Source organism: Piscinibacter gummiphilus, assembly GCF_002116905.1.
Lineage (GTDB): Bacteria > Pseudomonadota > Gammaproteobacteria > Burkholderiales > Burkholderiaceae_C > Rhizobacter > Rhizobacter gummiphilus.
This window is the reverse complement of sequence record NZ_CP015118.1, coordinates 1,726,784-1,752,700: the sequence shown is the minus strand read 5'-3', so window position 1 is coordinate 1,752,700 and position 25,917 is coordinate 1,726,784. Positions and strand designations below refer to the sequence as shown.

The following is a 25,917-nucleotide window of genomic DNA, read 5'->3' as shown; positions in this document are numbered from 1 at the left end:
CACGCATTCCGTCCGTCATCGCGGCCCGTCCTCCCGAAACCATCCTACCGCCTCAGGAAATCACGGGGCCCTTCCCCGGCACCCCGGGCGCAGAATGGGACCATGACCGCGGCCCTCGACCGCGCCTGGAGAACTTGCATGAGCCAAGCCCGCACCTCCATCGAGCTGCTGTCCCAGTACGCGGTGTACCACCGGGATCAGCGCAACATCGCCACCCACTTCGTCGGCGTCCCCCTGATCGTCTTCGGCATCGGCGTGATGCTCGCCCGGGCCCGCTTCGGCCTCGCCGGGGTCACGCTGAGCGCGGCCTGGGTCGCGTTCGCGCTGTCCGCGCTCTGGTACCTCACGCGACGAGGGCAGTTCCTGCTGAGCATCGCGGTGACCGTCGCCGTCGGCGTGCTGATCGCCCTGGCCCACGGGGTCTCCGAAGGCAGCACCGCCGCGTGGCTCGCCTGGGGCATCGGCACCTTCTTCATCGGCTGGGTGGTCCAGTTCGTGGGCCACTACTACGAGGGCCGCAAGCCCGCGTTCGTCGACGACCTGGTCGGGCTGCTGGTGGGCCCGATGTTCGTCACGGCCGAGGCGCTGTTCTCGATGGGCTGGAACAAGGCGCTGCTGGCCGAGATCGAGCGTCGGGCCGGCCCGACGCACCTGCGCGACCTCGCTCACATCTGATCGGGACAAGGCACGCCGATTGCCACTCTGGCGGCGTTCGGCCGCCACGTTCGATGTTCCCCTGAACCCGCGGCCGGGCAAGCACGCCGTCCGGTCCCGTGTCTCTGCCCATTCCACCGGCGCCCCTCGACGCCGGACGGCAGCGGAGCCGGTCGGTCCCACAGCGGATGACTCTCAGGGAGATCGACTTCATGAAGAAACTGCACGCCCTCCGGGCCGCGGGCCTCGTGGCCACGGCCGCCATCGTCGTGGCCGGATGCGGAGGTGACGACGACGACATCACCCCGCCGGCGGCCACCTGCGCCACCCAGGTCAACGACACCGAGGAGAAGCTGCTCGCCTGCGTCACGCTACAGGGCGTGCAGGCGCACCTCACCGAACTCGACAAGATCGCGAAGGCCAACGGCGGCAACCGCGCGTCCGGAGAGCCCGGGTTCCTCGCATCGGTCGAATATGCCGAGAAGGTGTTCGGTGCCGCCGGCTATACCGTGAGCCGCAAGACCTTCGACTTCGTCGCGTTCACCGACCTCGGCGGCAGCGCGCTGCAGCAGACCGCGCCGGCCCCGGCGGCCGACCTGCCCCACTTCGTGATGTCGTATTCGGGCTCGGGCGACCTGCCCGGCACGCCGGTCACCGTGGTGGCGAACCGCGGTTGCGACGCGGCCGACTTCGCCGGTTTCACGGCCGGGAACGTCGCGCTGATCAGCCGCGGCGACTGCACGTTCGCCATCAAGGCCACCAACGCCATCACGGCGGGCGCCACGGGGGTCGTGATCTACAACAACACCGACGGCGACCTGAACGGCACGCTCGGGCCGGAGTTCACGGCCGACGTGCCCGTGATCTCGGTGACGCAGGCGCTCGGCCAGCAACTCGCGGCCACCGCCGGCCTGTCGCTGCGCCTCAAGGCCGCCACCACGCGCATCACGAAGACCACCTACAACGTGATCGCCGAAAGCAAGGGCGGCGACGCCGACCACGTCGTGATGGTCGGGGCCCACCTCGACTCGGTGCACGAAGGCCCCGGCATCAACGACAACGGCACCGGCTCGGCGGCCATCCTCGAGACCGCGACCCAACTCGCGAAGGTGACGCCGAAGAACAAGCTGCGCTTCGCCCTGTGGGGCGGCGAGGAGTCCGGGCTGCTCGGGTCCACCGACTACGTGGCCTCGCTGACCGACGCCGAGCTCGCGAAGGTCTCGCTGTACCTCAACTTCGACATGATCGGTTCGCCGAACGCCGGCTACTTCATCTACGACGGCGACGACTCCGACGCCGCCGGTGAAGGCCCCGGACCGGCCGGCTCCGACCTCATCGAGAAGCATTTCGAGGCGTTCTACACGGCCCGCAACAAGAAGTTCAAGGGCACCGACTTCGACGGACGGTCCGACTACGGCCCCTTCATCGAGAACGGCATCCCCGCGGGCGGCCTCTTCACCGGCGCCGAGGACCTGAAGACCGCCGAGGAGGTGGCGCTGTGGGGCGGCACGGCCGACGTCGCGTACGACAAGTGCTACCACGCGGCCTGCGACGACCTGACCAACCTCGACACCGCCGCGCTCGACCTGAACTCGGATGCGGTGGCCGCGGCCACGCTGCACTACGCGTTCAACCTCGACGGCATCGGGCCGACCTTGAGCCGGGTGCAGACGAACTCGGTGCGGGCGAAGGCGTACACGCCGCCGGCGGACATGCGGCCGAAGCACCTGCCGAAGCTGAAGTAAAGCACTGCGGTCACCCCGACGGACGTCGGGGCCCACCGTGGCCGGAGCTCGCTTCGACCGCGGTGGATCCCGGCTTTCGCCGGGATGACCGCGCACGCTTCAAGTGTCCTTCGACACCGTGATCGTCGGAAACTTCGACGAGAAGTCCTTGGTGCGTTGCGCGATCTTCACCGCCACCTCGCGCGCGATGTGCTTGTAGATCCCGGCAATCTCGCCGTCCGGCGCGGCCACCACGGTGGGCTTGCCCGAGTCGGCCTGCTCGCGGATGCCCAGGTCCAGCGGCAGCGAACCCAGGTGGTCCATGCCGTACTCGGCCGCCATGCGGCGCCCGCCGTCCTGGCCGAAGATGTGTTCCACATGCCCGCAGTTCGAGCACACGTGCATCGCCATGTTCTCGACCACACCCAGCAGCGGCACGCCCACCTTCTCGAACATCTTCACGCCGCGCTTGGCGTCGATCAGGGCGATGTCCTGCGGGGTCGTGACGATCACCGCGCCCGTGAGCGGCACCCGCTGCGACAGGGTCAGCTGGATGTCGCCGGTGCCCGGCGGCATGTCGATCAGCAGGTAGTCGAGGTCCTGCCAGTTCGTCTGGCGCAGCAGTTGGTCGAGCGCCTGGGTGGCCATGGGGCCGCGCCAGATCATCGCGTTGTCGGGTTCGACGAGGAAGCCGATCGAGATCACCTGCACGCCGTGGTTGCGCAGCGGCTCCATCGTCTTGCCGTCGGCGGTCTCCGGGCGCCCGGACAGGCCCATCATCGTGGGCAGGCTCGGGCCGTAGATGTCGGCGTCGAGCAGGCCCACCGAGGCACCCTCGGCGGCCAGCGCCAGCGCGAGGTTCACGGCCGTGGTGCTCTTGCCCACGCCCCCCTTGCCGGAGGCCACCGCGACGATGTTCTTCACGTTGGGCAGCAGCTGCACGCCGCGCTGCACCGCGTGCGGCACGATGCGCGAGACCACTTCGACGGACACCTGGCCCACGCCCGGCACCGTGCGCGCCGCTGCCTCCAGCGCCGCGGTCAGCGACGGCACGAGGCTTTTCGCCGGGTAGCCCAGCTCGACCTGGAACGACACGTCCGCCCCGCTGATGCGCAGGTTCTTCACCTGTTTCGCGGTGACGAAGTCGCGGCCGGTGTGGGGGTCGACGACGGCCTGGAGGGCCGCGGTGAGGGTCTGCTCGCTCAGGGACATGGGAAAAACGGTGCCACGGATGGGTAAGAGGGGCAGTCTAGCGCCTTGGTCGGGTACATGACGCCCACACTAGAATCGCCCTTCGTGCCCTGAGAACACCCATGACCCGCAAGCTCTTCGTCACCACCGCCCTGCCCTACGCCAACGCCCCGTTCCACGTGGGCCACATGATGGAGTACATCCAGGCCGACATCTGGGTGCGGTTCCTGCGGATGCAGGGGCACGAGGTGCACTTCGTGGGTGCCGACGACGCGCACGGCGCGCCGATCATGATCGCCGCCGAAAAGGCCGGCAAGACGCCCCAGGCCTTCGTGGCCGAGATCGCCGCGGGCCGCAAGCAATACCTGGACGGCTTCCGCATCTCGTTCGACAACTGGCACTCGACCGACGGCCCCGAGAACCACGAGCTGGCGCAGGACATCTACCGCGCGCTGCGCGACGCCGGCCTGATCACCGAACGCACCATCGAGCAGTTCTTCGACCCGGTCAAGGGCATGTTCCTGCCCGACCGCTACATCAAGGGCGAATGCCCCAAGTGCGGCGCGAAGGACCAGTACGGCGACAACTGCGAGGTCTGCGGTTCGGTCTACCAGCCCACCGACCTGAAGAACCCGTTCTCGGCGCTGAGCGGCGCCGTGCCCGAACTGCGCCAGAGCAAGCACTACTTCTTCGCGCTGTCGAACGACCGCTGCATCGACTTCCTGAAGGAGTGGACGCACGCACCGGGCCGCCTGCAGCCCGAGGTGCTGAACAAGATCCGCGAGTGGTTCGAGATCGACGAGGAAACCGGCAAGGCGGGCCTCTCCGACTGGGACATCAGCCGCGACGCCCCGTACTTCGGCATCCGCATCCCCGACACCGAGGACAAGTACTTCTACGTGTGGCTGGACGCCCCGGTGGGCTACCTCGCCTCGCTGAAGAACCACTTCGGCAAGATCGGCCGCGACTTCGACGCGTTCATGAAGGACCCTGCCGTCGAGCAGGTGCACTTCATCGGCAAGGACATCACGTACTTCCACACGCTGTTCTGGCCGGCCATGCTGCACTTCAGCGGCCGCAAGACGCCCGACCGCGTGAACGTGCACGGTTTCATCACCGTGAGCGGCGAGAAGATGAGCAAGAGCCGCGGCACCGGCATCTCGCCGCTGAAGTACCTCGAGCTCGGCATGAACCCCGAATGGCTGCGCTACTACATCGCCGCCAAGCTCAACGCCCGCAACGAGGACATCGACTTCAACCCGGACGACTTCGTCGCCCGCGTCAACAGCGACCTGGTCGGCAAGTTCATCAACATCGCCAGCCGCGCCGCCGGCTTCCTGACGAAGCGCTTCGGCGGCACGCTGTCGGCCGACGTGGGCGTCGAGGGCCGCGTGCTGCTCGACTCGCTGCGCGCGCACCGCCCCGAGATCGAGCGCCTGTACGAGGAACGCGAGTTCGGCAAGGCGCTGCGCGAGGTGATGCTGCTGGCCGACAAGGTCAACGAGTACGTCGACCAGAACAAGCCGTGGGAACTCGCGAAGCAGCAGGGCCAGGACGCCGTGCTGCACGACGTCTGCACCGTCTGCATCGAGGCCTTCCGCCTGCTCACGCTGTACCTGAAGCCGGTGCTGCCGGGCCTGGCCGAGCAGGTCGAGTCGTTCCTCAAGATCGCCCCGCTGACCTTCGAGGATGCCGGCCGCGCGCTCGGCGCCCACACCATCGGCGAGTACAAGCACGTGATGCAGCGGGTCGACCCGAAGCTGCTCGACGCGCTGTTCGAGCCCCCGGTGGTCGAGTTGCCCCCGCCGGGCGGCGAGGCGCTGGCCGACGAGATCAAGATCGACGACTTCGCGAAGGTCGACCTGCGCATCGCGAAGATCGTCAACTGCGAACACGTCGAGGGTTCCGACAAGCTGCTGCGCCTCACGCTCGACGTGGGCGAGGGCCGCACGCGCAACGTGTTCAGCGGCATCAAGTCGGCCTACCAGCCGGAAGACCTGATCGGCAAGCTGACCGTGCTGGTCGCGAACCTCGCGCCGCGCAAGATGAAGTTCGGCCTCAGCGAAGGCATGGTGCTCGCCGCGTCGCACGCCGACGAAAAGGCGAACCCCGGCATCTTCGTGCTGGAGCCAGGCGCCGGCGCCACGCCCGGCATGCGGGTGCGCTGATCACCTGACATGTCGGCCCCCCGGTTCCTCGGCGTCACGCTCGCCCGGTTCCGGCCGAGGCTGCTGGACTCGCTGAAGGACTACGACCGCCAGCGCTTCGCGAGCGACAGCATCGCGGGCCTGACGGTCGGGGTGGTGGCCCTGCCCCTCGCGATGGCCTTCGCCATCGCCTCGGGGGTCAAGCCCGAACAGGGGCTGATCACGGCCGTGGTGGCCGGGTTCCTGATCTCCGCGCTCGGCGGTTCGTCGGTGCAGATCGGGGGGCCGGCCGGGGCGTTCATCGTGATCGTCTACGGCATCGTGCAGCGCTACGGGCTCACGAACCTGCTCATCTCCACCGCGCTCGCGGGCCTGCTGCTGCTCGCGATGGGGGCGTTCCGGCTCGGGGCGCTCGTGCGCTACATGCCGGTGGGCATCATCATCGGCTTCACCAACGGCATCGCGGTGCTGATCGCGCTGTCGCAGGTCAAGGACCTGCTGGGCCTGACGATCGAGAAGATGCCGGCCGACTTCTTCTCGCAGCTGGGCGCCATCGCCGGCCACCTCGACGGCTTCAACCCGTACGCGCTGGGCCTCGGTGCCGCCTGCGTGGCCATCCTGTTCATCTGGCCCCGGCTGTTCGGCGCCGCCTCCCGGCTGCCGCCGGCCCTGCTCGAAGGCCGCACGCTGCGCACCGCGGCACGGGTGCCCGGGCCCGTGGTGGCGCTGGTGCTGCTCACGTTGGGGGCGATGTGGCTGCACCTGCCGGTGGAGACCATCGGCTCACGCTTCGGCGGCATCCCGCAGGGCCTGCCCACCCTCGCGCTGCCGCCCTTCAGCTGGGAAAGCGCCCAGCAGCTGTTCGTGCCCACGCTCACCATCGCGCTGCTCGGCGCCGTCGAGTCGCTGCTGTGCGCCCGCATCGCCGACAACCTCGGCACCCAGCCGCGCCACGACCCCAACCAGGAGCTGATGGCCCAGGGTGTGGCGAACATGGTGGCACCGCTCTTCGGCGGCATTCCCGCCACCGGCACCATCGCCCGCACCGTGACGAACCTGCGCGCCGGCGCCACGAGCCCGGTCGCCGGCATCGTGCATGCGCTGACGCTGCTGGCCGTGATGCTCGTCGCCGCGCCGCTCGCCGAACACATCCCGCTCGCGGTGCTGGCCGGCATCCTGCTGTTCGTCGCCTGGAACATGGGCGAATGGCACGAGTTCGCCCGCCTGCGCCAGTTCAACCTCCAGTACCGCACGATCATGGTCGGCACCTTCCTGCTGACGGTGATCTTCGACCTGACCGTGGCCGTGCAGGTGGGCCTCGTGCTCGCCTGCGTGTTCTTCATCTGGCGCATGAGCCAGCTGTTCCGGGTGGAGCGCATGTTCGAGTCCACGCCGGGTGTCGTGGTGTTCCGCCTGTACGGCGCACTTTTCTTCGGCGCGGTGGCCAAGGTGGAAGGCGTCGGCGAGACCGTGCCGGCCGGCACCCGCGCGGTGGTGCTGGAGATGCACCGGCTGGTCTCGATGGACACCTCGGGGCTCGATGCGCTCCAGCAGTTGCACCGGGCCCTGGCCCGGCAGGGCATCCCCCTCCTGCTGTGCGACCTGAACGAACAGCCGCTGGACCTGGTGCGGCGCAGCGGTTTCGCGGCCCTGCTCGGAGAGCACCATGTCCACCCGGACCTGTCCTCGGCGCTCGCCGCCGTCGCCCCCCCCTAGTTCGAGTTAGGGGTCACCCCCGCGCTGGGGTGGTGGCGGTCACCGCGGGCCGGAAGAATCCGCGCTGCCCGCGGTTCGGCCGCTCTTCCCTTCCCTGCCATGTCCCACGCCTCGATCCGGGCCGCCGCGCTCGCCACCCTCGTCCTGCTCCTCACCGCCGGCTGCGGTGGCGGGGGCGGCGGTGACGAGGTCGACGCCGGCACCACACCCACGACCACCACCTCGCCCACCTCGCCCGCGCCGTCCACGGCCCCCTTCGCCACCTACCGCGACGGTACGCTTCCCGGCCGGCTGTTCGTCGGGATGCCGACGGACGGCCTCGAGGCCTTCGACCTCGCCACGGGCGTGCGAAGCCGCCCGCCCGCCCTCGCGGACGGCAAGGTGGGCTGGAACGCCACGCCGGACCCCACGATCCTGCTGCGGTCGCGGGAGATCGCCAAAGGGAAACGGCAGGTCGAACGCGTCCGCATCAGCGACTGGACCGTGGTGGGCGAGCCCCTCGTGCTGGACGGCGAAACCAACGAACTCAAGCTGTCCTTCGACGGCCGCTTCCTCCTCACGTTCCAGGGACCGGTGGACGGGCAGCTCGAGGAACGCCGGCTGGCCATCTTCGACATGGCCACCCGCCAGAAGGTCAAGCAGGGGTCGCGCCTGGACGGCCGCATGATGCTCGGCAGCCCGGCCGCGTGGCTGCCCGACGGTCGCTACATCTACCTCGTGGGCCGCGACCTCTACGAGTCGTCGCCCACCTCGGCGACGAGCACGCTCCGCGCCACCGTCGCCGGCCTGCCCGACAACAGCACGTACCAGGACAACGTCGACATCATCTCGGAGTTCACCCACTTCCGGATCGACCCGGCCGGCACGCGGGTGGTGTTCGACTGGCGGGTGGTGCGCGGCTACGGGCACGACTTCCAGCTCATGACGATGAACGTCGACGGCACGGGCCTGAAGCAGCTCACCGCGCCGCCGGACGCCCAGAGCGCCGCCACGTACAGCTACGGCAACGCCAGCTGGTCGCCGGACGGGAAGTTCGTGATCGGCGGACTCTACATGTCCGGCGTCATCACCGCGCCGCTGCCCGAAGGCGTGCCCGGCGTGCCGGCCGGGGTCATCGGGGCGACCGGCTGCGACGTGAACCGCCTGTTCGTGTTGCCGGCCGACGCCGAGAAGGTGGCCCTGAAGTGGCCGGAACATCATCCCGACCACGAGATCAGGGTCAAGGACGACACCACGGGCAAGGCGGTCTGGCTCACCCCCTGCGGGGGCATGCTGTGGGTGCCGTGATCGACTTCGTCACGGTCGACCCCTCGATCGGGTGGCGGACCAACTGGACCGATTCAAGGGTTAACCCGTAGAATTCGGGTTTTCCCGCGGGCCACGAGCCTCCGGGCCCTCGTTCGTCCCTGGTCCACCCATCCCATGCTGTCCCGACTCACCTCCCGGGTGCTGCCGCTCGCCGCGTGCGCCGCACTGTCCCTCCCCGCCTTCGCCCAGGCCCCCGCCGACACCCTCGCCCGCATCAAGGAAACGAAGAGCATCACGCTCGGCGTGCGCGAAGCCTCGCGCCCGTTCTCGTACCTGAACGAGCAGAAGCAACCCGTCGGCTACTCGGTGGACCTGTGCCTCGCGGCCGTGGACGACCTGAAGAAGTCGCTGAAGCTGCCCGACCTGAAGGTGAACTACAAGGTGGTGTCGGGTGCCGAGCGCATCCCGAAGTTGGAATCGGGCGAGATCGACCTCGAATGCGGTTCGACCACGAACACGAAGGCCCGCCAGGAGAAGGTGGCCTTCAGCTACACGATCTTCGTGGCCGGCATCCGCGTGCTGGTGCCCAAGGGCGTGAAGGTCGAGTCGGTCAAGGACCTCGCCGGCCTGCCGGTCGCGCTGAGCAAGGGCACGACGTCGGAGAAGCTGTTCAACCAGCTCAATGCCAACGACGTGAAGATGCAGCTGACGACCTACGCCAGCAACACCGAGGCCTACAAGGCGCTGAAGGACGGCAGGGCCCGCGCCTTCCCGCAGGACGATTCGCTGCTGCTGGGCCTCGCCTCGTTCGACAACGCGCTCGACTCGCTGGGCCTGAGCAGCGTCTCGCTGTCGGTCGAGCCGTACGCGATCATGATGCGCAAGGGTGACGCGGCCCTCGCCGCCTCGGTCGACCGCACGCTGGCGCGCGTCTACGCCAACAACGAGATCGAGCCGCTGTACCGCAAGTGGTTCGCGACCGACCGGCTCACCATCCAGATGAGCCGGCTGACCCGCGACAGCTTCACCCGCCCGAACAAGGAAGCGGGCGTGGCGATGCTGCTGGGCTACTCGATCTGAGTCAGGCCTTCTCGGGGGCGATGCCGCGGTAGGCGGCCGCCCCGAGCAGCGCGCCCACGATGGGCGCCACCCAGAAGAGCCACAGCTGCGCGAGCGCGGTCCCGCCGACGAGCAGCGCCGGCCCCGTGCTGCGCGCCGGGTTCACCGACGTGCCGGTCACCGGGATGCTGATCAGGTGGATCAGCGCGAGCGCGAAGCCGATCGCGATGGGCGCGAAGCCCGCCGGGGCGCGCCCGTCGGTGGCCCCGAGGATGATGATCAGGAAAAACGCCGTCATCACGACCTCGCAGACGAGCGCCGCCACCAGCGAATACTTCCCGGGCGAGCCCGCCTCGTAGCCGTTCGCGCCGAGGTTGCCCTGGTAGCCGGGCGCCCCGCTCGCGATCACGTACAGCACGCCGGCCGCCACGATGGCGCCGAGCACCTGCGCCACGATGTAGGGCAGCAGCTTCGACGCCGGGAACCGCCCGCCGGCCCACAGGCCGATGGACACCGCCGGGTTCATGTGCCCGCCCGAGATGTGCCCGATGGCATAGGCCATCGTCAGCACCGTGAGCCCGAAGGCCAGCGAGATGCCGGTGAGGCCGATGCCCCACTCGGGAAACCGGCCCGCCAGCACGGCACTGCCGCACCCGCCGAGCACGAGCCAGAACGTCCCCAGGAATTCCGCGCCGTACGCTTTCATCCGTCACCCCCTCGTGTTGATCCGTTGGTCCCGACCGGGAGCATGCCGTCCGGCGCCGGGCGCGACAAGATGAACCAAAGGGCAATGCCGCGCGCATGCGGTATGCTTTTTCCACAACAAGCCGCAGATGCTTCTTCCAGGGACGGACCACCGTGGGATTCCTCGACGACCTCAAACGACAGGCCGACGCGCTCAAGACACAGCAGACCGTCGACGCCGCCTCGCTCGCACGCAACGCCGCACTCACCGACGCGGCCTGCAAGACCACACTCGCCTACTTCATGGAACTGGCCCCGCAGCTCAACGTGCTGCAGTTGCGGCCCCGGGTGCGCTTCTCGCTCGACAACCGCACCCCGCTCGACGGCCTCACCCGGGGCGACTTCAAGGTCGACTCCCGGCGCAAGCGCCACCGCGACCAGGAGGTCTTCGACCACGTCGTGCTCCACGGCGTGCAGACGTCGGGCCAGACGGTCACGATGACCAAGGACTTCCCGCCCGAGGTCGAGCGCCTGGAAGCCCGGCTGCGCCAGGCCGGCATCACCGCCGACATCGACACCCGCCGCGACCCCGACAACGGTCGCCTGATCCACGTGCAGTTCCGGTTCGTGGCCGACGTGGTGCTCTCGGTGAAACTGCACCCCGACCACGATCAGGCCCGCGTCACGTTCCGCATCGCGAACCTCGACGCCCTGGAAACCGTGACCGCCGAGTTCCCGGCCCACGCCGTCGGCACGGGGCTGCTCGACGAGCTGGCCCGCTGGATCACCGGAGAACCCAGCCAGTTCCTGAAGCTCGCCGAGAACGCGCGGCGCATCGAAGCCTGAGATCGCCTCCGGGGGTTAAAATCGCCGCCGTTGCCTCTGTGCCCTCCGGGCGCCCTCACCATGCCGTTGTTCTGGAAGCCCTACAAGTCCGACGTCACGTCGTTCATCGAAACCCTGAAGGCCAAGAAGCCCACGCTCGAGGCCGAGCAGCGCCAGGGCCGCGCCCTCCTGTGGGACCGCCCGATCGACGCCGACGCCCAGGCCGAGTACCGCGACGCGCGCGTCCCGCAGCAGCCGTACGTCTACCAGACCAAGCGCTGAGCGTCCTGCACCGCTCTTCCGTCCCGTGACGATGGACACCGACCTCTCCCGGTCGCCCGACGACACGATCTCGCCCAGCGTGGTCGACCACGTCGCCGTGGCCCGCCTGTACGGCGAGCCGCTGTTCGCGATGCCGACCGACCTGTACATCCCGCCGGATGCGCTGGAGGTGTTCCTGGAGGCGTTCGAGGGCCCGCTCGACCTGCTGCTGTACCTGATCCGCAAGCAGAACTTCAACATCCTCGACATCCCCCTCGCCAACGTCACGGCGCAGTACCTCGCGTACGTCGACCAGATCCGCAAGACCAACCTGGAACTGGCGAGCGAGTACCTGCTGATGGCGGCGATGCTGATCGAGATCAAGTCGCGCATGCTGCTGCCGCCGAAGAAGGCGGCCGAGGGCGAGGAAGCCGAAGACCCCCGGGCCGAACTCGTGCGCCGCCTGCTCGAGTACGAGCAGATGAAGCTCGCGGCCGCGCGCATCGACGCGCTGCCCGTGGTCGGGCGCGACTTCCTGCGGGCGCAGATCCACGTCGAGCAGTCGCTCGTCACCCGCTTCCCCGACGTCGACGCCGACGAGCTGCGCGCCGCCTGGCTCGACATCCTCAAGCGCGCGAAGCTCAACCAGCACCACACCATCAGCCGCGAGGAGCTGAGCGTGCGCGAGCACATGACCATCGTGCTCAAGCGCCTTCAGGGCCGCCGCTTCGCCACCTTCGAGGACCTGTTCGACGTCACCCGCGGCCCGCAGGTGCTCGTGGTCACCTTCATCGCGATGCTCGAACTTTCACGCGAGCACCTGCTCGAAGTGACACAGGCCGAGGCATTCGCTCCCATCTACGTGCGGCTGGCCTACCAGCCCGCCTAAGACGATCATCCCCGCACCGCCAGGGCTTCGTTAGACTGCGCGGTCACACCGTCCAGAGGTTCGAGACATGCAAGAAACCGCCGTTCGCATCCACCCCCGCGCCGCCGCGCAACCCGCAGCAACGCAAGCCGCCGAACGCTGGTCGGTCGAAGCCATCGAGGCCCTGTTCGACCTGCCGTTCCCCGAACTGATGTTCCGCGCCCAGACGGTGCACCGCGAGAACTTCGACCCCACCAACGTGCAGCTGTCCACGCTGCTGTCGATCAAGACCGGCGGCTGCCCGGAAGACTGCTCGTACTGCCCGCAGGCCGCCCGCTACGACACCGGCGTCGAGGCCAGCAAGCTGATGGGCGCCGAGGCCGTGCTCGACGCGGCCCGCGCCGCCCAGGCCGCCGGCGCCACGCGCTTCTGCATGGGGGCCGCCTGGCGCAGCCCGAAGGACCGCGACGTCGAGAAGGTCGCCGAACTGATCTCCGCCGTGAAGAACCTCGGCCTCGAGACCTGCGCCACGCTGGGCATGCTCGACGAGGGCCATGCCGAGCAGCTGCGCGACGCCGGCCTCGACTACTACAACCACAACATCGACACCGCGCCGGACAAGTACACCGACATCATCGGCACGCGCCAGTTCGAGGACCGCCTCGACACGCTCAACAAGGTGCGCACCGCCGGCGTGAAGGTCTGCAGCGGCGGCATCGTGGGCCTCGGCGAGACGCGCACGCAGCGCGCCGGCCTGATCGCCGCGCTGGCCAACCTCGACCCGTACCCCGAGTCGGTGCCCATCAACAACCTCGTGCAGGTCGAAGGCACGCCGCTGCACGGCACGGTCAAGCTCGACCCGCTGGAATTCGTGCGCACCATCGCCGTGGCCCGCATCACGATGCCGAAGTCGCGCGTGCGCCTGTCGGCCGGCCGCCAGGAACTGGGCGAAGCCATCCAGGCCATGTGTTTCATGGCCGGCGCCAACTCCATCTTCTACGGCGACAAGCTGCTGACCACCGGCAACCCGGCCTTCACCGCCGACCGCAACCTGCTCGACAAACTCGGGATGACCACGTCATGAGCGGCACCACCACGGCCCCGTCGCGCAAGCCCGTCACACTGCACCGCCTGCGCGAGATGCAGGCGGCCGGCGAACCCATCGCGATGCTCACCTGCTACGACGCGAGCTTCGCGCGCGTGCTCGACCACGCGGGCGTCGACTGCATCCTGATCGGTGATTCGCTGGGCATGGTGGTGCAGGGCCAGACCACCACGCTGCCCGTCACGCTGGACGAGATGGCGTACCACACGCGCATCGTCGCCGGCGCCAACCGCACGGCGTGGGTCATCGGCGACCTGCCGTTCGGCTCGTACCAGGAGTCGCCCAGCCAGGCCATGCGCAGCGCCACCGCGCTGATGCAGGCCGGTGCGCACATGGTCAAGCTCGAAGGCGGCGGCTGGACGGCCGACACCGTGCGCTTCCTCGTCGACCGCGGCGTGCCCGTGTGCGCCCACCTGGGCCTCACGCCGCAGACCGTGCACGCGCTGGGCGGCTACCGCATCCAGGGCAAGGGCGACGACGCCGTGGCCACGCTCGTGCGCCACGCGAAGGAACTGTCGGACGCGGGCGCGGCCATGTGCGTGCTCGAGCTCGTCACCGCGGCCGCCGCGCGCGAAGTCACGAAAAACGTGTCCATGGCCACCATCGGCATCGGCGGTGGCGTCGAGTGCTCGGGCCAGGTGCTCGTGCTGCACGACATGCTGGGCGTGACCCAGGGCAAGCTGCCGCGCTTCGTGCGCAACTTCATGGAAGGGTCGTCGTCCATCTCCGAGGCCGTGTCCACCTACGTGGCCGACGTGAAGGCCCGCCGCTTCCCCGACAACACGCTCCACGCGTACTGACCTCCCCGCGCATGCAGATCCTCCACACCATCGACGCGCTGCGCGCGGCCCTGCCGGGCCCCGGCGCCTGCGCGTTCGTGCCGACGATGGGCAACCTGCACGAAGGCCACCTCGCCCTCGTGCGCCAGGCCCGCACGCACGGCCTGCCGGTCGTCGTCAGCATCTTCGTGAACCGCCTGCAGTTCGCGCCCCACGAGGACTTCGACACCTACCCGCGCACGCTGGAGCGCGACGCCGACCTGCTGCGCGGCGCCGGCGCGAGCTTCGTGTTCGCGCCGCAGGAATCCGAGCTGTACCCGCAGCCGCAGACCTTCAAGGTCCACCCCGACCCCGCGATCGCCGACATCCTCGAGGGCCACTTCCGCCCCGGGTTCTTCACCGGCGTGTGCACGGTCGTGATGAAGCTGTTCCAGTGCGTGCAGCCGCGCGTGGCCGTGTTCGGCAAGAAGGACTACCAGCAGCTCGCCGTGATCCGGCAGATGGCGCGGCAGTTCGCGCTGCCCATCACGGTGGAAGGCATCGACACGTCGCGCGCCGACGACGGCCTCGCGCTGTCGTCCCGCAACGGCTACCTGAGCCCCGAGCAGCGCCAGCAGGCCGTGGCCCTGTCGCAGGCCCTGCGCCAGATCGCGAATCGCGTGCGCCTCGACCCGTCGTCGCTGCACGTGGCGGAAGCCGAAGGCGCCGCAACGCTCATGGCCCAGGGCTGGGCGCCCGACTACCTCACGGTGCGCCGCCGCGACGACCTGCTGCCGCCGGACGCCGGCGACCTCGCCGGGCCGCTGGTGGTGCTGGGCGCAGCACGCCTGGGCACCACCCGGCTGATCGACAACCTCGAGTTCTGAGGCAAGTCAGAGCGGCACTCGACGGCTGACGCGGCCCGCGTCGCGGGCCTCGGGGTCGGCGAACAACAGCAGTTCACTGCCGACCTCGCGGCCGATCGGGAAGGACCACAGCTCGTCCGCGCCGGGCAGTTCGGTCCACTGGCGGCCGGTGACGGCATCCACCAGCAGCGCGCCGCGCTGCACGCCGCGCGAGAAGGGCTCGGTCCAGTCCTGCAGCGGATGCTCGTCCGGCACGAAGGGGGTGAGGTGGATGCGCTCGCCGCACCAGGCGCCCGGACCATCCAGGGGCAGCAGCCCCGTGGCATCGCGAGGGCCGTCGACCGGCCGGCCGTCCACCCACAGGTCGCTGCCGTCCCCGCCGTCGGGCCTCCATTCCAGGGCCTGGCGCCGCCCCTCGGGGCTGACGGTGAAACACAGCGTGCCCGCACCGGAGCCGTCATCCTCGGCGCCGTAGCTGCCGGTGTGGAACCGGTCCCTGGGGCGTTTCAGCAGCCCGAGCACCACGAAGTCGTCGACGGTCAGCCGCGCCAGCACCTCGGCGAGCCGGGCGAAACGAGCGTGGCGGTCCGCCGGGCCCGGGCCCAGGCCGTGCAGATGCCAGGCCTCGCGGGCATCGGGACCCGAGAGGCCGTCGGGTTCGATGCGGGCAGGCGCCTTGCGGCTGAAGGAGAAGAGGCTCATGCCCCGATCATCGCGCAGGCGCACACCCGCCGCGTCAGAACCAGCCCTTGACCCCGTCGACCCAGCCGGACACCGTGTTGGCGACGGCGTCCCGCGCGCCCGAGATCTGCGCGCCGTAGGCCACGCCCACACCCACCGCGAGGCCCACCACCGCGCCGACGGCCGTGCCGGCGACCGGCACGACACTGCCGATGGCGGCACCCGCGGCCGTGGCGGCGGCGATCGATCCCACGGCGACGGTGGCGTCCGCCGTCACGTTGCCGATGGCCTTCGAGTCGCCCTTGGCAAGGCCATCGCGGTTCTCGTACGCGGAGATGCCGGTGGCGATCACCGCGCCCACGACGGTGGCGCCACCCGCCCGCGACACCAGCGTGCGGGCGCCCGCGCCGAAGGCGGCCGTCGCCTCGGCCGACGACTGGCTCGCGACGCGGCCCGCCACCGACGTGGCGGTGCGCTGCACCGTGGCGCCGATGGCACGGTCGATCACCGGGGTCACGGCCTTTTCGCCCGCCGCCGCCACCACGCCCGTGGCGCCGCCAAGCGCCGTGTGTTTCGCGACCTCGCCCGCGTCGCCCAGCGTCAGCTTCCCGTCGGACGCGACCCGCACGAACGTCAGGCCACCGGCCGCCACGGCACCGAACGCGCCGCCCTGCTTCAGGCTCGGCAGCGAGGCCGGGTCGAGGGGTTTGAGCGGCGGGCGGGCTTCGCCGTAGGTGGCGCCGTAGCTGCGCGCCACCTGCTCGGTGCTGGAGGCGGTGCTGCGGTAGAACTCGGCGTAGGCCGGGCCCGGCTTGAACGCTTTCGGATCGCCGCCCGCGTCGAGGTGCTGCTGGCGCAACGTCGCCACGTGGGCGTCGGCCTTGACCTTCGCGTCGCCGATGATCTGCTTGAAGTCGTTGACCGAGTAGGCACGGTCGCCCACGACGAAGCGGCGCGCGTCGAGGTCGTTGTTGGCCAGCTCGGCGAGCTTCGCGACGTTCTTGCCGTCCATCAGGTGGCTGAAGCCCGGACCGCTGTCGAGCACGAACATGCCGAGGCGGCGAGGATCCTGCACGGAGTTGGCCCGCTCCCATTCGGACTGGCGGCCCAGCTGGCTGTCGGCCCCCTTGTCCCTCGCCTTCTGCACTTCGTTCGACAGCGCTTCGGGCGAGGCCTTCGCGCCATCGAGGTGAACCACGCCGTCGGCGGTTTTGTAGTAGACGTCCGCGTCGATCTGCGGCACCTTCAGCTCCGGCAGCCCGGCGCGCGACACCTCGGGCTGGTTCGCCCGCGGGTCGTACAGGAGTTTGCTGCCGGGTGCCAGCTCGACCCGGCCGAGCGTGTCCGCGGCCGCGGACATCTGCGCGAGCGCGCCGCGGAAGTCCGGCGAGTCGTGGGGTTCGGTGGCGAGGCGGTAGAGGTGCTGGCGGAAGGTGTCGTTGATGTGCGGATCGACCTTGCCGTCGACCAGGCCGTTGCCGAGGCGCAGCACGGCGTCGTGCACCTGCTGGCGCTGCGCGGCGGGGAGATCCTTGCGGTCGAGCGCCGTGCGCGCGTTGGCGCTGGCGTCGGCCTCCGCGCGGGTGGCGGGGCTCGCGTTCGCGGGCACTGTCTTCTCGGCGAGGCCCCAGCCGGCGGCCGCGCGGTGCGCCGGGTCGTGGATGCGCTGGGCCGACTCGCGGGCCGCCTGGGCCGCGGCCGCCGCGGTGGCGGACTGGGCCGCGTCGTTGTCGGCATCGGGACGGCGGGTGGCGCGGTCGAGGGTGGGCAGCATGGCGGTCGATGAAGCTTCGATGACCGCCGAGCGTAGGGAGTTCAGCCCCCGCCCGTAAGCTCGGGCCGCTCCCAGCTAGGGCCGACCCCAGATGCCTCGCGACGAAGCGTCAGCGCACGCCCAGCTTGAACCCGATCATCGCGCGCAGCTTGTTCGGCACCACCGGCTTGACCAGCAGGTGGAAGTTGTGCGCCTGCGCGTCCGCCTCCAGCCCGCTCATCGTGCTGCCGGTGACCATGATGGCCGCCACGGGGCCGAACCGGGCGCGCAGCGCCTGGATCGCGTCCAGGCCCGTGTTGCCGTGTTCGAGGCGGTAGTCCACCACCAGCAGGTCCGGCGCCTTCGCGTCGGCCGGCGCGGTGGCGGCCCAGGCGCGGCTGGCTTCCACGGTCTCGAAGGTGGCGACCGTGGCACCCCAGCCCTTGAGCAGCACCTCGAGGCCGCCGCGCACCGCGGGTTCGTCTTCCACCACCACGATGAACTTGTGGTCGAGCGTGAGGCCCAGCGGTGCCTTGCCGGCCACGCCGGACAGCGACTGCGACCGCGGCGCCTTGCCGATGGGCAGCGTCAGCGAGAAGACCGTGCCGTGGCCCGGCCGCGAGCGCAGTGCGAGCGGCGCGCCGATCAGGTCGGCCAGGCGCTTGACGATGGCGAGGCCGAGGCCGAGGCCCTTGCGCTGCTGCGGCGACAGCACCTCGCTGTGCGGCACCTGGTAGAACTCCTCGAAGATGCGCGTCTGCTCGCGTTCGCGGATGCCCACGCCGGTGTCCCACACCTGCAGCACCATGCGGCCGTCGCGGCGGCGGCAGCTGACGAGCACGCTGCCGTCGTTGGTGTAGCGGATGGCGTTCGACACCAGGTTGCGCAGCACGCGCTCGACGAGCACCGGGTCGGCGTAGACGTTGTGGCTCTCGCCGCGGAAGCGCAGCGCGAGGCCCTTCTCGAAGGCCGTGGGTTCGAAGTGCAGGCGCAGCTTGCGGAAGATGTCGCCGATGTTGAAGTGCTCGGGGGTCACGTCGACACCGCCGGTGTCGATCTTCGTGATGTCGAGCAACTCGGAGAACAGGCCCTCGAGCGCGTCGACCGAGCCGTTGATGCTCGTCACGAGGCTCGTGACCTCCTCGTCGTGGCTGCGCTGGCGCAGCGCCTCGGCGAAGAGGCCCATGGCATGCAGCGGCTGGCGCAGGTCGTGGCTGGCGGCGGCGAAGAACTGCGTCTTCGCGCGGTTGGCGACCTCGGCCTCCTGGCGGGCCTGGTCGGCCGCGGCCTTCTCGGCGCGCAGCTGCACGAGCAGCTGGTCGGCCCGCTCCTTGATCTGCAGCAGGCCTTCGAAGTTCTTGCGGTACAGGCGGCTCAGCGACACCGTGATGCCGAAGATGAACACGAGCACGCCGGAGAGGAACAGGTCCTCGAACGTGCCGGGCCAGGCCACCTTGACGACAAGCGGCACCAGCGCGAGCACGCAGAACTCGTAGAACGTGTGGTGCTGCGGCGAGAGGATCTGCATGGCGGCCATGCAGAAGCTGTAGATCGTGAGGATCAGGCCGATCTTCTCGGTGACCCCGCCGTGGCTGTAGAAGAACCACGCGGCCGCGCCCCACAGCACGCCCGCGGCGAGCGTGCTGTAGCGCCAGCCCTGGTAGTACTTCAGCAGCCGCTCGTGGGCGGTGGGCTGTTCGCGCTTGAAGTGCCGGTACATCACCGTGCGGGCGAGGCCCAGCAGCACCAGCAGGCCGAGCCACACGAGCATGCCGATGTGCGGCACGTGCTCCCAGTACAGCACCGCCACCACGCCGGCGCCGGCCACGTTGGCGGCCTGGGTGGTGGGCAGGTACGAGAAGATGTTGGCGACCCGCTCGGCGGACGCCTGGTCCTCGATCATGGCCTTCAGGGCCGTGGCGTTCTCCGCCGCGGCGGAGGCTGCGTCGGCTGGGGTGGGCGGCGGCAGCGGGGAGAGTTCGGAAGGGGACGGCGCGGACATCACATCATCGGGGGCTGTTGGAACTGCCACGCCACGTCGAGAACCCGCCGTGCTTCTGGCTCATCTGGCTGACCGCGAGCACGGCCTGCGTGCGCGAGCTGACACCCAGCGCGCGCAGCACGGCCGCCACGTGGTCCTTGACCGTCTCGACGGACAGGCCCAGTTCACGGGCGATCAGCTTGTTGGGGTTGCCCTGCAGCAGCAGCGCGAGCACGTCGGTCTGCCGCGGGGTCAGGCCGAGCGAGGCGAGGCTCGGCTGTTTCTGGAATTCGCTGTCGACGGCCTCGCGCTGGACCGTGTTCAGGTCCTCGCGGCCGGTGTTCATGGGCGACAGGCCCGTGTTGTCGGCGCCGATGTTCATGGGCGGCACGTAGATGCCGCCGGACATCACCATGTGCAGCGCCTCGAAGAGCGTGTCGTTCGTGGCGCGCTTCGGCACGAAGCCCATGGCGCCCTGGTCGATGGAACGGATCACGTCGCTCGCCCGGTCGGAGGCGGACACCACGACCACCGGCAGCGCCGGGTAGGCGGCGCGGAATTCCACGAGGAGGTCGAACCCGTCGGCGTCGCCGAGCTGCAGGTCGAGCAGCACGAGGTCGAAGTCGCTGTCGGCCTGCAGGGTCTCGCGGGCGGCGCGGGCACTGCCCACACCCACCACGTTGACGTGGTCGCCCAGGCCCTGGATCACGGTCTGCAGCGCGGACAGGATCAGGGGGTGGTCATCAACCAGCAGTACTTTCATGTTCTCTCCGAGCAGATGCCACGACCCGGGATCGTACGCCGGAATGGCATGGCCGGCCGCACCCTCCAAAGGGGGAAGGCCGGACCGTCCGCGGGGTGGAGAGAAGCGTCGGGTGACGTTACCAGTAGCGTCGCGACAGCGACTCGGCCACGCAGACGGGCTTGGTGCCGCCCTCGCGTTCCATCGTGGCCTCGACCGTGATCTGCGCCCCGCCTTCCAGCGGCTCGTACGAGACCAGCTTGAAGCGGCCCCGCACCTTGCTGTTCACGGGCACGGGCGAGGGGAACCGCACCTTGTTCAGGCCGTAGTTCACGCCCATCTTCGTGTCGAGCACCTTGAACGCGTTGGCGGTCATCTCGGGCAGCAGGCTCAGGGTCAGGAAGCCGTGGGCGATGGTGGTGCCGAACGGGCCCTTGGCCGCGCGCTCGGCGTCGAGGTGGATCCACTGGTGGTCGCCCGTGGCGTCGGCGAACAGGTCGATGCGTTTCTGGTCGATGGTGATCCAGTCGCTCACGCCCAGTTCCTGGCCCACGAGGGCCTGCAGGTCGGTGATCTTGTCGAAGGATTTCATGCGTCGGGTCCGGTGGGTGGAGACGGAGGGCGGACACCCATTGTTCGGCATCCGGCCCCGGCGCGCTGTCGCCTAGGCGCGGCCGAGCCAGTGCGTGAGCGGCTGCCACTGCTCCAGGTCGCGCTGCACCCGGCTCGGGGCCACGTCCCACAGCGTGAGGCCGCGGGCGGCGAGGTGCACGTAGTTCTGGGTGTCGCGCAGGAAGGCCACGAGCGGCACGTCGAGCGTCTCGAGGAACTTGTGCAGCTGGTCGGCCGAGATCGTGCCCTCGCGGGTGCGCATGCCCACGAGGCCCACCTGGACCTTGTCGTTGCGCTTGTGCGCCTTGAGCTCGCGCACGAAGGCGTGGGTGGCGTGGATGTCGAAGATGCTCGGCTGCAGCGGCACGATCACCTGGTCGGCGATCTTCATGACCGCGTCGAGCCGCTTGCCGTGCAGGCCGGCGGGGGTGTCGAGCACCACGTGCGTGGTGCCCTTCGGGGGGCGCACGACCTCGTCCTGGTTCACGTCCCAGCCCGTGATGGGCGCGAGGTGCGGCGGGCGCATGGACAGCCAGGTGCGGGTGGACTGCTGCCGGTCCACGTCGCCGAGCATCACCGCGTGCCCCGCCGAGGCGAAGTAACCCGCGATGTTGGTCGACAGGGTGCTCTTCCCCACCCCGCCCTTCGGATTGGCCACCACGATCACGGGCATGCGATGCTCCTGCAGTGTCAGTCAGTTTGCGGTTATGTTAACGGGCTGCGCCGTCCGCCCATCCCGAGTTCTCCCCATGCCCGCCGACATCCTCGTCCTGACCGCCCATCCCCACCTCGAACATTCGAGGGTCAACCGGGCCCTGATGAACGCGGCGTCCACCGTGGCCCGGGCCGAGGTGCGCGACCTGTACGCCCTCTACCCCGACTACCTGATCGACGTCGCGGCCGAGCAACGCGCCATGGCCGACGCCCGACTGGTGGTCTGGCAGCACCCCCTGCACTGGTACCACATGCCGCCGCTGATGAAGCTGTGGCTGGACGAGGTGCTGACCTACGGCTGGGCCTACGGCCACGGCCGCCAGGCCCTCTACGGCAAGGACCTCTGGCTCGCGGTGTCCACGGGCGGCCCCGAGACCTCGTACCGCCCCACCGACTACAACCGCTACCACTTCGATGCCTTCCTGCCTCCGTACGAGCAGACCGCCGCGCTGTGCGGCATGCGTTTCCTGCCGCCCATGGTGATGCACGGCGCGCACCGCCTGACGGACGACGAGGTGGAACGCCAGGCCGCGCTGTTCGCCGAGCGCCTGCACAGCTACCCCGACTGGCCGGAGCTGGCCGACCTGCCCGAATGCACGGCGTGCGAGGTGCCCGAGACGGCCCGCCCCGCCCTGGTCGAGGAAGGCGCCTGACGATGGAACACGGCAACTGGCTGTCCGGCGCCCTGGTCTACCTCAGCGCCGCGGTGCTCGCGGTGCCCCTCGCGAAAAAACTCGGTCTCGGCTCCATCATCGGCTACCTGGTGGCCGGCATCGCCATCGGCCCGTGGGGCCTGCGCCTCATCACCGACCCGCAGGACATGCTGCACTTCGCCGAGTTCGGCGTCGTGCTGATGCTGTTCCTCGTGGGCCTCGAACTCGAACCCCGCCGCCTGTGGGCGCTGCGCAAGCCCATCTTCGGCTGGGGCTCGGTGCAGCTGGCGGGCTCGGCGCTGCTGCTGGCGGCGGTCGCCGTGGGCTGCGGCGTGCGGTGGCAGCTGGCCCTGGTGGCCTCGCTGGGCCTCGCGCTGTCGTCCACCGCCATCGGCCTCGGCGTGCTCGCCGAACGCAACCTGATGAGCACCACCGGTGGCCAGAGCCTGCTGAGCGTCGCGCTGCTGCAGGACATCGCGGCCATCCCCATCCTCGCGCTGGTGCCGGCGCTCGCGCTGTCGGGCGCGCACGACGCGGAGCCGGGCCACGGCTGGCTCGCCGCCGGCAAGGGGCTCGGCATGATCGTGGCCATCGTGCTCGGCGGCCGGTTGCTGCTGCGTCCCGCGCTGCGCTGGATCGCCCGCAGCGCCTCGCCCGAGATCTTCACCGCCGCCGCGCTGCTGCTGGTGGTGGCCACCGCGTCGCTGATGCAGGCGGTGGGCCTGTCGATGGCGCTGGGCGCCTTCCTCGCCGGCGTGCTGCTCGCCGAAAGCGAGTACCGCCGCGAGCTCGAGACCGACATCGAACCCTTCAAGGGCCTGCTGCTCGGCCTCTTCTTCATCGCGGTGGGCATGAGCGTCGACTTCGCCGTGGTGCTGGCGCAGCCGGTGCTGATCGCGGCCATCGTGATCGGCTTCCTCGCGCTGAAGGCGCTCGTGCTGTGGGCCATGGCCCGGGCCATGCCGCTGCCCGCGCCCGAGCGGCCGGTGTTCATCATCCTGCTCGCGCAGGGCGGCGAGTTCGGCTTCGTGGTGTTCCAGGCGGCACAGCAGGCCGGCGTGATCAACGCCCCCACGTCGTCGCTGCTCGTGGCGGCGGTGGCCGTGTCGATGCTGCTGACGCCGCTGATGCTGGTGGCGGCCGACCGCTGGTGGATCCCGGGCCTGGCCCGTGGCCGCCGCACCGACCTGCCGGAGATCTCCGAACTGCAGCAGGCCCCGGTCATCATCGCGGGCTTCGGCCGCTACGGCCAGGTGGTGGGCCGCCTGCTCAACGCCAACGGCATCGCCGTGACCGTGCTGGAGCACGATGCCGACCAGGTGGAGACGGTCCGCCGCGTCGGCATGCCCGCGTTCTACGGCGACGCGACCCGCCTCGACCTGCTGCGCACCGCGGGCGCGGACAAGGCGCGCATCATCGTGGTGGCCATCGACGACGTCGCGCAGAGCCTGAAGACCGTGGACGTGGTGCGCGAGCACTTCCCCCACCTCACCATCGTGGCACGCGCCCGCAACGTGACGCACTACTACGGCCTTCGCCAGCGGGGTGTCACGCTGATCGAACGCGAAACGCTCGACTCCGCCCTGATGAGCGGCCGCTCGGTGCTCGAGATGCTGGGCATGGAACGCCACCAGGCCCGCAACCTCGCCCTGCGCTTCCGCCGCCACACCATCGACCTGCTGGAGGAGATGAGCCCGCACCTCGGCGACCAGAACAAGCTGATCGCGATGGCGAAGCAGGGGCGCCAGCAGCTCGAGCAGCAGTGGGCGAAGGAGCGCGAGGAGGCGAAGGGCCGCCACCGGCGCACGGGATGGCACGGGGACCTGGGGCAGCAGCCGGAGAAGGACAACCCGTCCGTCATCCCGGCGGAGGCCGGGACCTTCGGCGGGCGCACAGGATCCCGGCCTCCGCCGGGATGACCTGAGGGGGTGACGTCAGTACGCGGCTTCGAAGATCGCGATCAGGTCGTCGGCGGACAGCTTCTTCGGGTTCGTGTAGCCCGCGCCGTCCTTCATCGCATTGGCCGCCAGCAGCGCGAAGTCTTCCCGCTTGACACCCATCTCCGACAGCTTCGCCGGGATGCCCACGGTGCGGGCCAGGTCGCGCAGGGCCTGCACGCCGGCCTGCGCCGCGTCGGCCACGCTCTGGCCCGTGGTGTCCACGCCCAGCGCGCGGGCAACGTCGCCCAGGCGCGGCGCGCAGGCGTCGGCGTTCACGGCCTCCACGTGCGGCAGCAGCATCGCGTTGCACACGCCGTGCGGCAGGTTGTACTGGCCGCCCAGCTGGTGGGCCATCGCGTGCACGTAGCCGAGCAGCGCGTTGTTGAAGGCCATGCCGGCGAGGAACTGGGCGTAGGCCATCTGCTCGCGGGCCTCGATGTCTTCCTTGCCGTTGCTCACGGCGCGCGGGAGGAACTGGCCGATCAGGCGCATGGCGTGCAGCGCACAGGCGTCGGTCACCGGCGTGGCCATGGTCGACACGTAGGCCTCGACGGCGTGGGTCAGCGCGTCCATGCCGGTGGCGGCCGTCAGCGAGGCGGGCATGCCGCGCATCAGCTCGGGGTCGTTGACGGACAGCAGCGGCGCCACCTGGCGGTCGACGATGGACATCTTGATGTGCTTCGTCTCCTCGGTGATGACCGCGAACTTCGTCAGCTCGCTGGCCGTGCCGGCCGTGGTGTTGATGGCCACGAGGGGCAGCGGGGCCACCTTGACCTTGTTCAGGCCGCGGTAGTCCATCACGGTGCCGCCGTTGGTGGCCAGGATGGCCATGACCTTTGCACAATCGTGCGGCGAACCGCCACCCAGCGACACGAGGCAGTCGGCCCCGAACGACTTCAGCACGGCGAGGCCGGCGTCCACGTTCGACACCGTGGGGTTCGGCTGCACGCCGTCGAACACCGCCACCTCGAGGCCGCGCTCGCGCAGCAGGGCGGCGACCTTCTCGCTCACGCCCAGCTGGGTCAGCGGGGCGTCGGTGACGATCAGGGCACGCTTGAAGCCGCGGGTCTGCAGCACGGTCATGGCGTCGGGCAGGCAGCCTGCGCCCATGATGTTCTCGGCGGTCATGACAAAACTACGGGTGGGCATATCGACTTTCCTGGAATCTGAAGCAACAGCCAGGATTCTGGCTCAAATTGCACGCCCGTCCACTCAGGATTTTCGCGTGCTGTCTCCGGTGAGACAGGCGCGAGGTCCGGCACGCCGCCTCCAGGCAGGCGACAATCGGGGCATCATGTTCGCCCCCTCCCAGCACGACGTGCGCCGCTTCTTCTGCGACGCCTACCGCAAGCACCGCGACGGCAGCCCCGTCACCCCGCTCGAAGCCCTGGCCGCCGACTGGATCGCCGAGCACCCCGAGTACCACGCCGACTTCGCCGACGTCGACGCCGCGCTGGCCGCCGTCTACGACCCGGACGCCGGCCGCGAGAACCCGTTCCTGCACCTGTCCATGCACCTGTCCATCAGCGAGCAGGTCAGCATCGACCAGCCCCGCGGCATCAAGCAGGCCTACGAGCTGCTGGCCGCGCGCCGCGGCTCGCGCCACGACGCCCAGCACGAGGTGATGGAATGCCTCGGCCAGATGATGTGGGAATCCCAGCGCAGCGGCCAACCACCCGACGGCGACAAGTACATCGACTGCGTGCGCCGCCGCGCCACGCGAGACTGAATGACC

At 69.8% G+C, this 25,917-nt stretch carries 24 protein-coding genes; 15 read left to right on the top strand and 9 right to left on the bottom strand.

What is annotated here, in order from left to right; genetic code table 11:
* Nucleotides 1-138: 138 nt before the first annotated feature.
* Nucleotides 139-675 (top strand): Mpo1 family 2-hydroxy fatty acid dioxygenase, encoded by a 537-nt coding sequence (locus A4W93_RS07900; RefSeq protein ID WP_085750099.1) that lies wholly within the window; start codon nt 139-141, stop codon nt 673-675.
* A gap of 191 nt (nt 676-866) precedes the next feature.
* Entirely contained in the window at nt 867-2,399 is a 1,533-nt protein-coding gene (locus tag A4W93_RS07895) for a M28 family metallopeptidase (RefSeq protein ID WP_085750098.1), read from the top strand.
* A 99-nt stretch (nt 2,400-2,498) separates the two neighbouring features.
* Here the strand turns inward: A4W93_RS07895 and apbC are convergent, their stop codons facing one another.
* The gene (gene apbC, locus A4W93_RS07890) at nt 2,499-3,590 is read right to left on the bottom strand and encodes an iron-sulfur cluster carrier protein ApbC (protein WP_085750097.1); all 1,092 of its coding nucleotides are present in this window, start codon (nt 3,588-3,590) and stop codon (nt 2,499-2,501) included.
* A 101-nt stretch (nt 3,591-3,691) separates the two neighbouring features.
* Here apbC and metG point away from each other — a divergent pair, with 101 nt between their 5' ends.
* The 4 genes from metG to A4W93_RS07870 all read left to right on the top strand — a co-directional run bounded on the left by metG (nt 3,692) and on the right by A4W93_RS07870 (nt 9,760).
* Nucleotides 3,692-5,737: a methionine--tRNA ligase gene (gene metG, locus A4W93_RS07885; protein WP_085750096.1), complete on the top strand. Its 2,046-nt coding sequence runs from the start codon at nt 3,692-3,694 to the stop codon at nt 5,735-5,737.
* 9 nt (nt 5,738-5,746) lie between these two features.
* On the top strand, nt 5,747-7,432 hold the full coding sequence (locus tag A4W93_RS07880; RefSeq protein ID WP_085750095.1) for a SulP family inorganic anion transporter: 1,686 nt from the start codon (nt 5,747-5,749) through the stop codon (nt 7,430-7,432).
* Between the two features lie 99 nt (nt 7,433-7,531).
* Nucleotides 7,532-8,719 (top strand): TolB family protein, encoded by a 1,188-nt coding sequence (locus A4W93_RS07875; RefSeq protein WP_085750094.1) that lies wholly within the window; start codon nt 7,532-7,534, stop codon nt 8,717-8,719.
* Nucleotides 8,720-8,854: 135 nt separating this feature from the next.
* Nucleotides 8,855-9,760 carry an amino acid ABC transporter substrate-binding protein gene (locus A4W93_RS07870; protein ID WP_085750093.1) on the top strand — a complete coding sequence of 302 codons (906 nt, stop codon included), beginning with the start codon at nt 8,855-8,857 and terminating at the stop codon, nt 9,758-9,760.
* Between the two features lies 1 nt (nt 9,761).
* Here the strand turns inward: A4W93_RS07870 and aqpZ are convergent, their stop codons facing one another.
* Entirely contained in the window at nt 9,762-10,445 is a 684-nt protein-coding gene (gene aqpZ / locus A4W93_RS07865; protein ID WP_085750092.1) for an aquaporin Z, read from the bottom strand.
* Nucleotides 10,446-10,597: 152 nt separating this feature from the next.
* Here aqpZ and A4W93_RS07860 point away from each other — a divergent pair, with 152 nt between their 5' ends.
* The 6 genes from A4W93_RS07860 (at nt 10,598) to panC (ending at nt 15,127) form a co-directional block, all read left to right on the top strand.
* Nucleotides 10,598-11,269, top strand: a complete 672-nt coding sequence (locus A4W93_RS07860; RefSeq protein WP_085750091.1) for a hypothetical protein — start codon at nt 10,598-10,600, stop codon at nt 11,267-11,269.
* A gap of 60 nt (nt 11,270-11,329) precedes the next feature.
* Nucleotides 11,330-11,530: a DUF3460 family protein gene (locus A4W93_RS07855; RefSeq protein ID WP_085750090.1), complete on the top strand. Its 201-nt coding sequence runs from the start codon at nt 11,330-11,332 to the stop codon at nt 11,528-11,530.
* Nucleotides 11,531-11,561: 31 nt separating this feature from the next.
* The gene (locus A4W93_RS07850; RefSeq protein WP_085750089.1) at nt 11,562-12,398 is read left to right on the top strand and encodes a segregation and condensation protein A; all 837 of its coding nucleotides are present in this window, start codon (nt 11,562-11,564) and stop codon (nt 12,396-12,398) included.
* 67 nt (nt 12,399-12,465) lie between these two features.
* Nucleotides 12,466-13,461: a biotin synthase BioB gene (bioB, locus tag A4W93_RS07845; RefSeq protein ID WP_085750088.1), complete on the top strand. Its 996-nt coding sequence runs from the start codon at nt 12,466-12,468 to the stop codon at nt 13,459-13,461.
* On the top strand, nt 13,458-14,282 hold the full coding sequence (panB, locus tag A4W93_RS07840; RefSeq protein ID WP_085750087.1) for a 3-methyl-2-oxobutanoate hydroxymethyltransferase: 825 nt from the start codon (nt 13,458-13,460) through the stop codon (nt 14,280-14,282). Before bioB ends, panB begins: the two co-directional genes overlap by 4 nt.
* Nucleotides 14,283-14,293: 11 nt before the next feature.
* Complete coding sequence (gene panC, locus A4W93_RS07835) at nt 14,294-15,127, top strand: pantoate--beta-alanine ligase (RefSeq protein ID WP_085750086.1); 834 nt, start codon at nt 14,294-14,296, stop codon at nt 15,125-15,127.
* Between the two features lie 6 nt (nt 15,128-15,133).
* On the opposite strand, the gene A4W93_RS07830 is transcribed toward panC, so the two are convergent.
* The 6 genes from A4W93_RS07830 to A4W93_RS07805 form a co-directional block, all read right to left on the bottom strand.
* Nucleotides 15,134-15,808: a hypothetical protein gene (locus A4W93_RS07830; protein WP_085750085.1), complete on the bottom strand. Its 675-nt coding sequence runs from the start codon at nt 15,806-15,808 to the stop codon at nt 15,134-15,136.
* Nucleotides 15,809-15,842: 34 nt separating this feature from the next.
* Nucleotides 15,843-17,561, bottom strand: a complete 1,719-nt coding sequence (locus tag A4W93_RS07825; protein ID WP_085750084.1) for a hypothetical protein — start codon at nt 17,559-17,561, stop codon at nt 15,843-15,845.
* 109 nt (nt 17,562-17,670) lie between these two features.
* The gene (locus tag A4W93_RS07820; RefSeq protein WP_237357723.1) at nt 17,671-19,542 is read right to left on the bottom strand and encodes an ATP-binding protein; all 1,872 of its coding nucleotides are present in this window, start codon (nt 19,540-19,542) and stop codon (nt 17,671-17,673) included.
* Nucleotides 19,543-19,546: 4 nt separating this feature from the next.
* Nucleotides 19,547-20,284, bottom strand: a complete 738-nt coding sequence (locus tag A4W93_RS07815; protein WP_085750083.1) for a response regulator — start codon at nt 20,282-20,284, stop codon at nt 19,547-19,549.
* 118 nt (nt 20,285-20,402) lie between these two features.
* The gene (locus tag A4W93_RS07810) at nt 20,403-20,855 is read right to left on the bottom strand and encodes a MaoC family dehydratase (protein WP_085750082.1); all 453 of its coding nucleotides are present in this window, start codon (nt 20,853-20,855) and stop codon (nt 20,403-20,405) included.
* Nucleotides 20,856-20,927: 72 nt separating this feature from the next.
* A complete protein-coding gene (locus A4W93_RS07805; protein ID WP_085750081.1) occupies nt 20,928-21,548 on the bottom strand; it encodes a ParA family protein in 621 nt (206 codons plus the stop codon).
* Nucleotides 21,549-21,624: 76 nt separating this feature from the next.
* Between A4W93_RS07805 and kefF the strand changes: the two genes are divergently transcribed.
* Nucleotides 21,625-22,242, top strand: coding sequence for a glutathione-regulated potassium-efflux system oxidoreductase KefF (gene kefF, locus A4W93_RS07800; protein WP_085750080.1), 618 nt, complete (start codon nt 21,625-21,627; stop codon nt 22,240-22,242).
* A gap of 2 nt (nt 22,243-22,244) precedes the next feature.
* Nucleotides 22,245-24,161, top strand: coding sequence for a glutathione-regulated potassium-efflux system protein KefC (kefC, locus tag A4W93_RS07795; protein WP_085750079.1), 1,917 nt, complete (start codon nt 22,245-22,247; stop codon nt 24,159-24,161).
* 15 nt (nt 24,162-24,176) lie between these two features.
* On the opposite strand, the gene A4W93_RS07790 is transcribed toward kefC, so the two are convergent.
* A complete protein-coding gene (locus A4W93_RS07790; protein ID WP_431311680.1) occupies nt 24,177-25,310 on the bottom strand; it encodes an iron-containing alcohol dehydrogenase in 1,134 nt (377 codons plus the stop codon).
* A 166-nt stretch (nt 25,311-25,476) separates the two neighbouring features.
* Here A4W93_RS07790 and A4W93_RS07785 point away from each other — a divergent pair, with 166 nt between their 5' ends.
* The gene (locus A4W93_RS07785) at nt 25,477-25,911 is read left to right on the top strand and encodes a DUF1841 family protein (protein ID WP_085750077.1); all 435 of its coding nucleotides are present in this window, start codon (nt 25,477-25,479) and stop codon (nt 25,909-25,911) included.
* Nucleotides 25,912-25,917 lie beyond the last annotated feature (6 nt).

Bases quoted from the DNA above. Each gene is read 5' to 3' on its own strand.
- A4W93_RS07900 (WP_085750099.1), top strand. From the start codon at position 139: ATGAGCCAAGCCCGCACCTCCATCGAGCTGCTGTCCCAGTACGCGGTG.
- A4W93_RS07895 (WP_085750098.1), top strand. From the start codon at position 867: ATGAAGAAACTGCACGCCCTCCGGGCCGCGGGCCTCGTGGCCACGGCC.
- apbC (WP_085750097.1), bottom strand. From the start codon at position 3,590: ATGTCCCTGAGCGAGCAGACCCTCACCGCGGCCCTCCAGGCCGTCGTC.
- metG (WP_085750096.1), top strand. From the start codon at position 3,692: ATGACCCGCAAGCTCTTCGTCACCACCGCCCTGCCCTACGCCAACGCC.
- A4W93_RS07880 (WP_085750095.1), top strand. From the start codon at position 5,747: ATGTCGGCCCCCCGGTTCCTCGGCGTCACGCTCGCCCGGTTCCGGCCG.
- A4W93_RS07875 (WP_085750094.1), top strand. From the start codon at position 7,532: ATGTCCCACGCCTCGATCCGGGCCGCCGCGCTCGCCACCCTCGTCCTG.
- A4W93_RS07870 (WP_085750093.1), top strand. From the start codon at position 8,855: ATGCTGTCCCGACTCACCTCCCGGGTGCTGCCGCTCGCCGCGTGCGCC.
- aqpZ (WP_085750092.1), bottom strand. From the start codon at position 10,445: ATGAAAGCGTACGGCGCGGAATTCCTGGGGACGTTCTGGCTCGTGCTC.
- A4W93_RS07855 (WP_085750090.1), top strand. From the start codon at position 11,330: ATGCCGTTGTTCTGGAAGCCCTACAAGTCCGACGTCACGTCGTTCATC.
- A4W93_RS07850 (WP_085750089.1), top strand. From the start codon at position 11,562: ATGGACACCGACCTCTCCCGGTCGCCCGACGACACGATCTCGCCCAGC.
- bioB (WP_085750088.1), top strand. From the start codon at position 12,466: ATGCAAGAAACCGCCGTTCGCATCCACCCCCGCGCCGCCGCGCAACCC.
- panB (WP_085750087.1), top strand. From the start codon at position 13,458: ATGAGCGGCACCACCACGGCCCCGTCGCGCAAGCCCGTCACACTGCAC.
- panC (WP_085750086.1), top strand. From the start codon at position 14,294: ATGCAGATCCTCCACACCATCGACGCGCTGCGCGCGGCCCTGCCGGGC.
- A4W93_RS07830 (WP_085750085.1), bottom strand. From the start codon at position 15,808: ATGAGCCTCTTCTCCTTCAGCCGCAAGGCGCCTGCCCGCATCGAACCC.
- A4W93_RS07825 (WP_085750084.1), bottom strand. From the start codon at position 17,561: ATGCTGCCCACCCTCGACCGCGCCACCCGCCGTCCCGATGCCGACAAC.
- A4W93_RS07820 (WP_237357723.1), bottom strand. From the start codon at position 19,542: ATGTCCGCGCCGTCCCCTTCCGAACTCTCCCCGCTGCCGCCGCCCACC.
- A4W93_RS07815 (WP_085750083.1), bottom strand. From the start codon at position 20,284: ATGAAAGTACTGCTGGTTGATGACCACCCCCTGATCCTGTCCGCGCTG.
- A4W93_RS07810 (WP_085750082.1), bottom strand. From the start codon at position 20,855: ATGAAATCCTTCGACAAGATCACCGACCTGCAGGCCCTCGTGGGCCAG.
- A4W93_RS07805 (WP_085750081.1), bottom strand. From the start codon at position 21,548: ATGCCCGTGATCGTGGTGGCCAATCCGAAGGGCGGGGTGGGGAAGAGC.
- kefF (WP_085750080.1), top strand. From the start codon at position 21,625: ATGCCCGCCGACATCCTCGTCCTGACCGCCCATCCCCACCTCGAACAT.
- kefC (WP_085750079.1), top strand. From the start codon at position 22,245: ATGGAACACGGCAACTGGCTGTCCGGCGCCCTGGTCTACCTCAGCGCC.
- A4W93_RS07790 (WP_431311680.1), bottom strand. From the start codon at position 25,310: ATGACCGCCGAGAACATCATGGGCGCAGGCTGCCTGCCCGACGCCATG.
- A4W93_RS07785 (WP_085750077.1), top strand. From the start codon at position 25,477: ATGTTCGCCCCCTCCCAGCACGACGTGCGCCGCTTCTTCTGCGACGCC.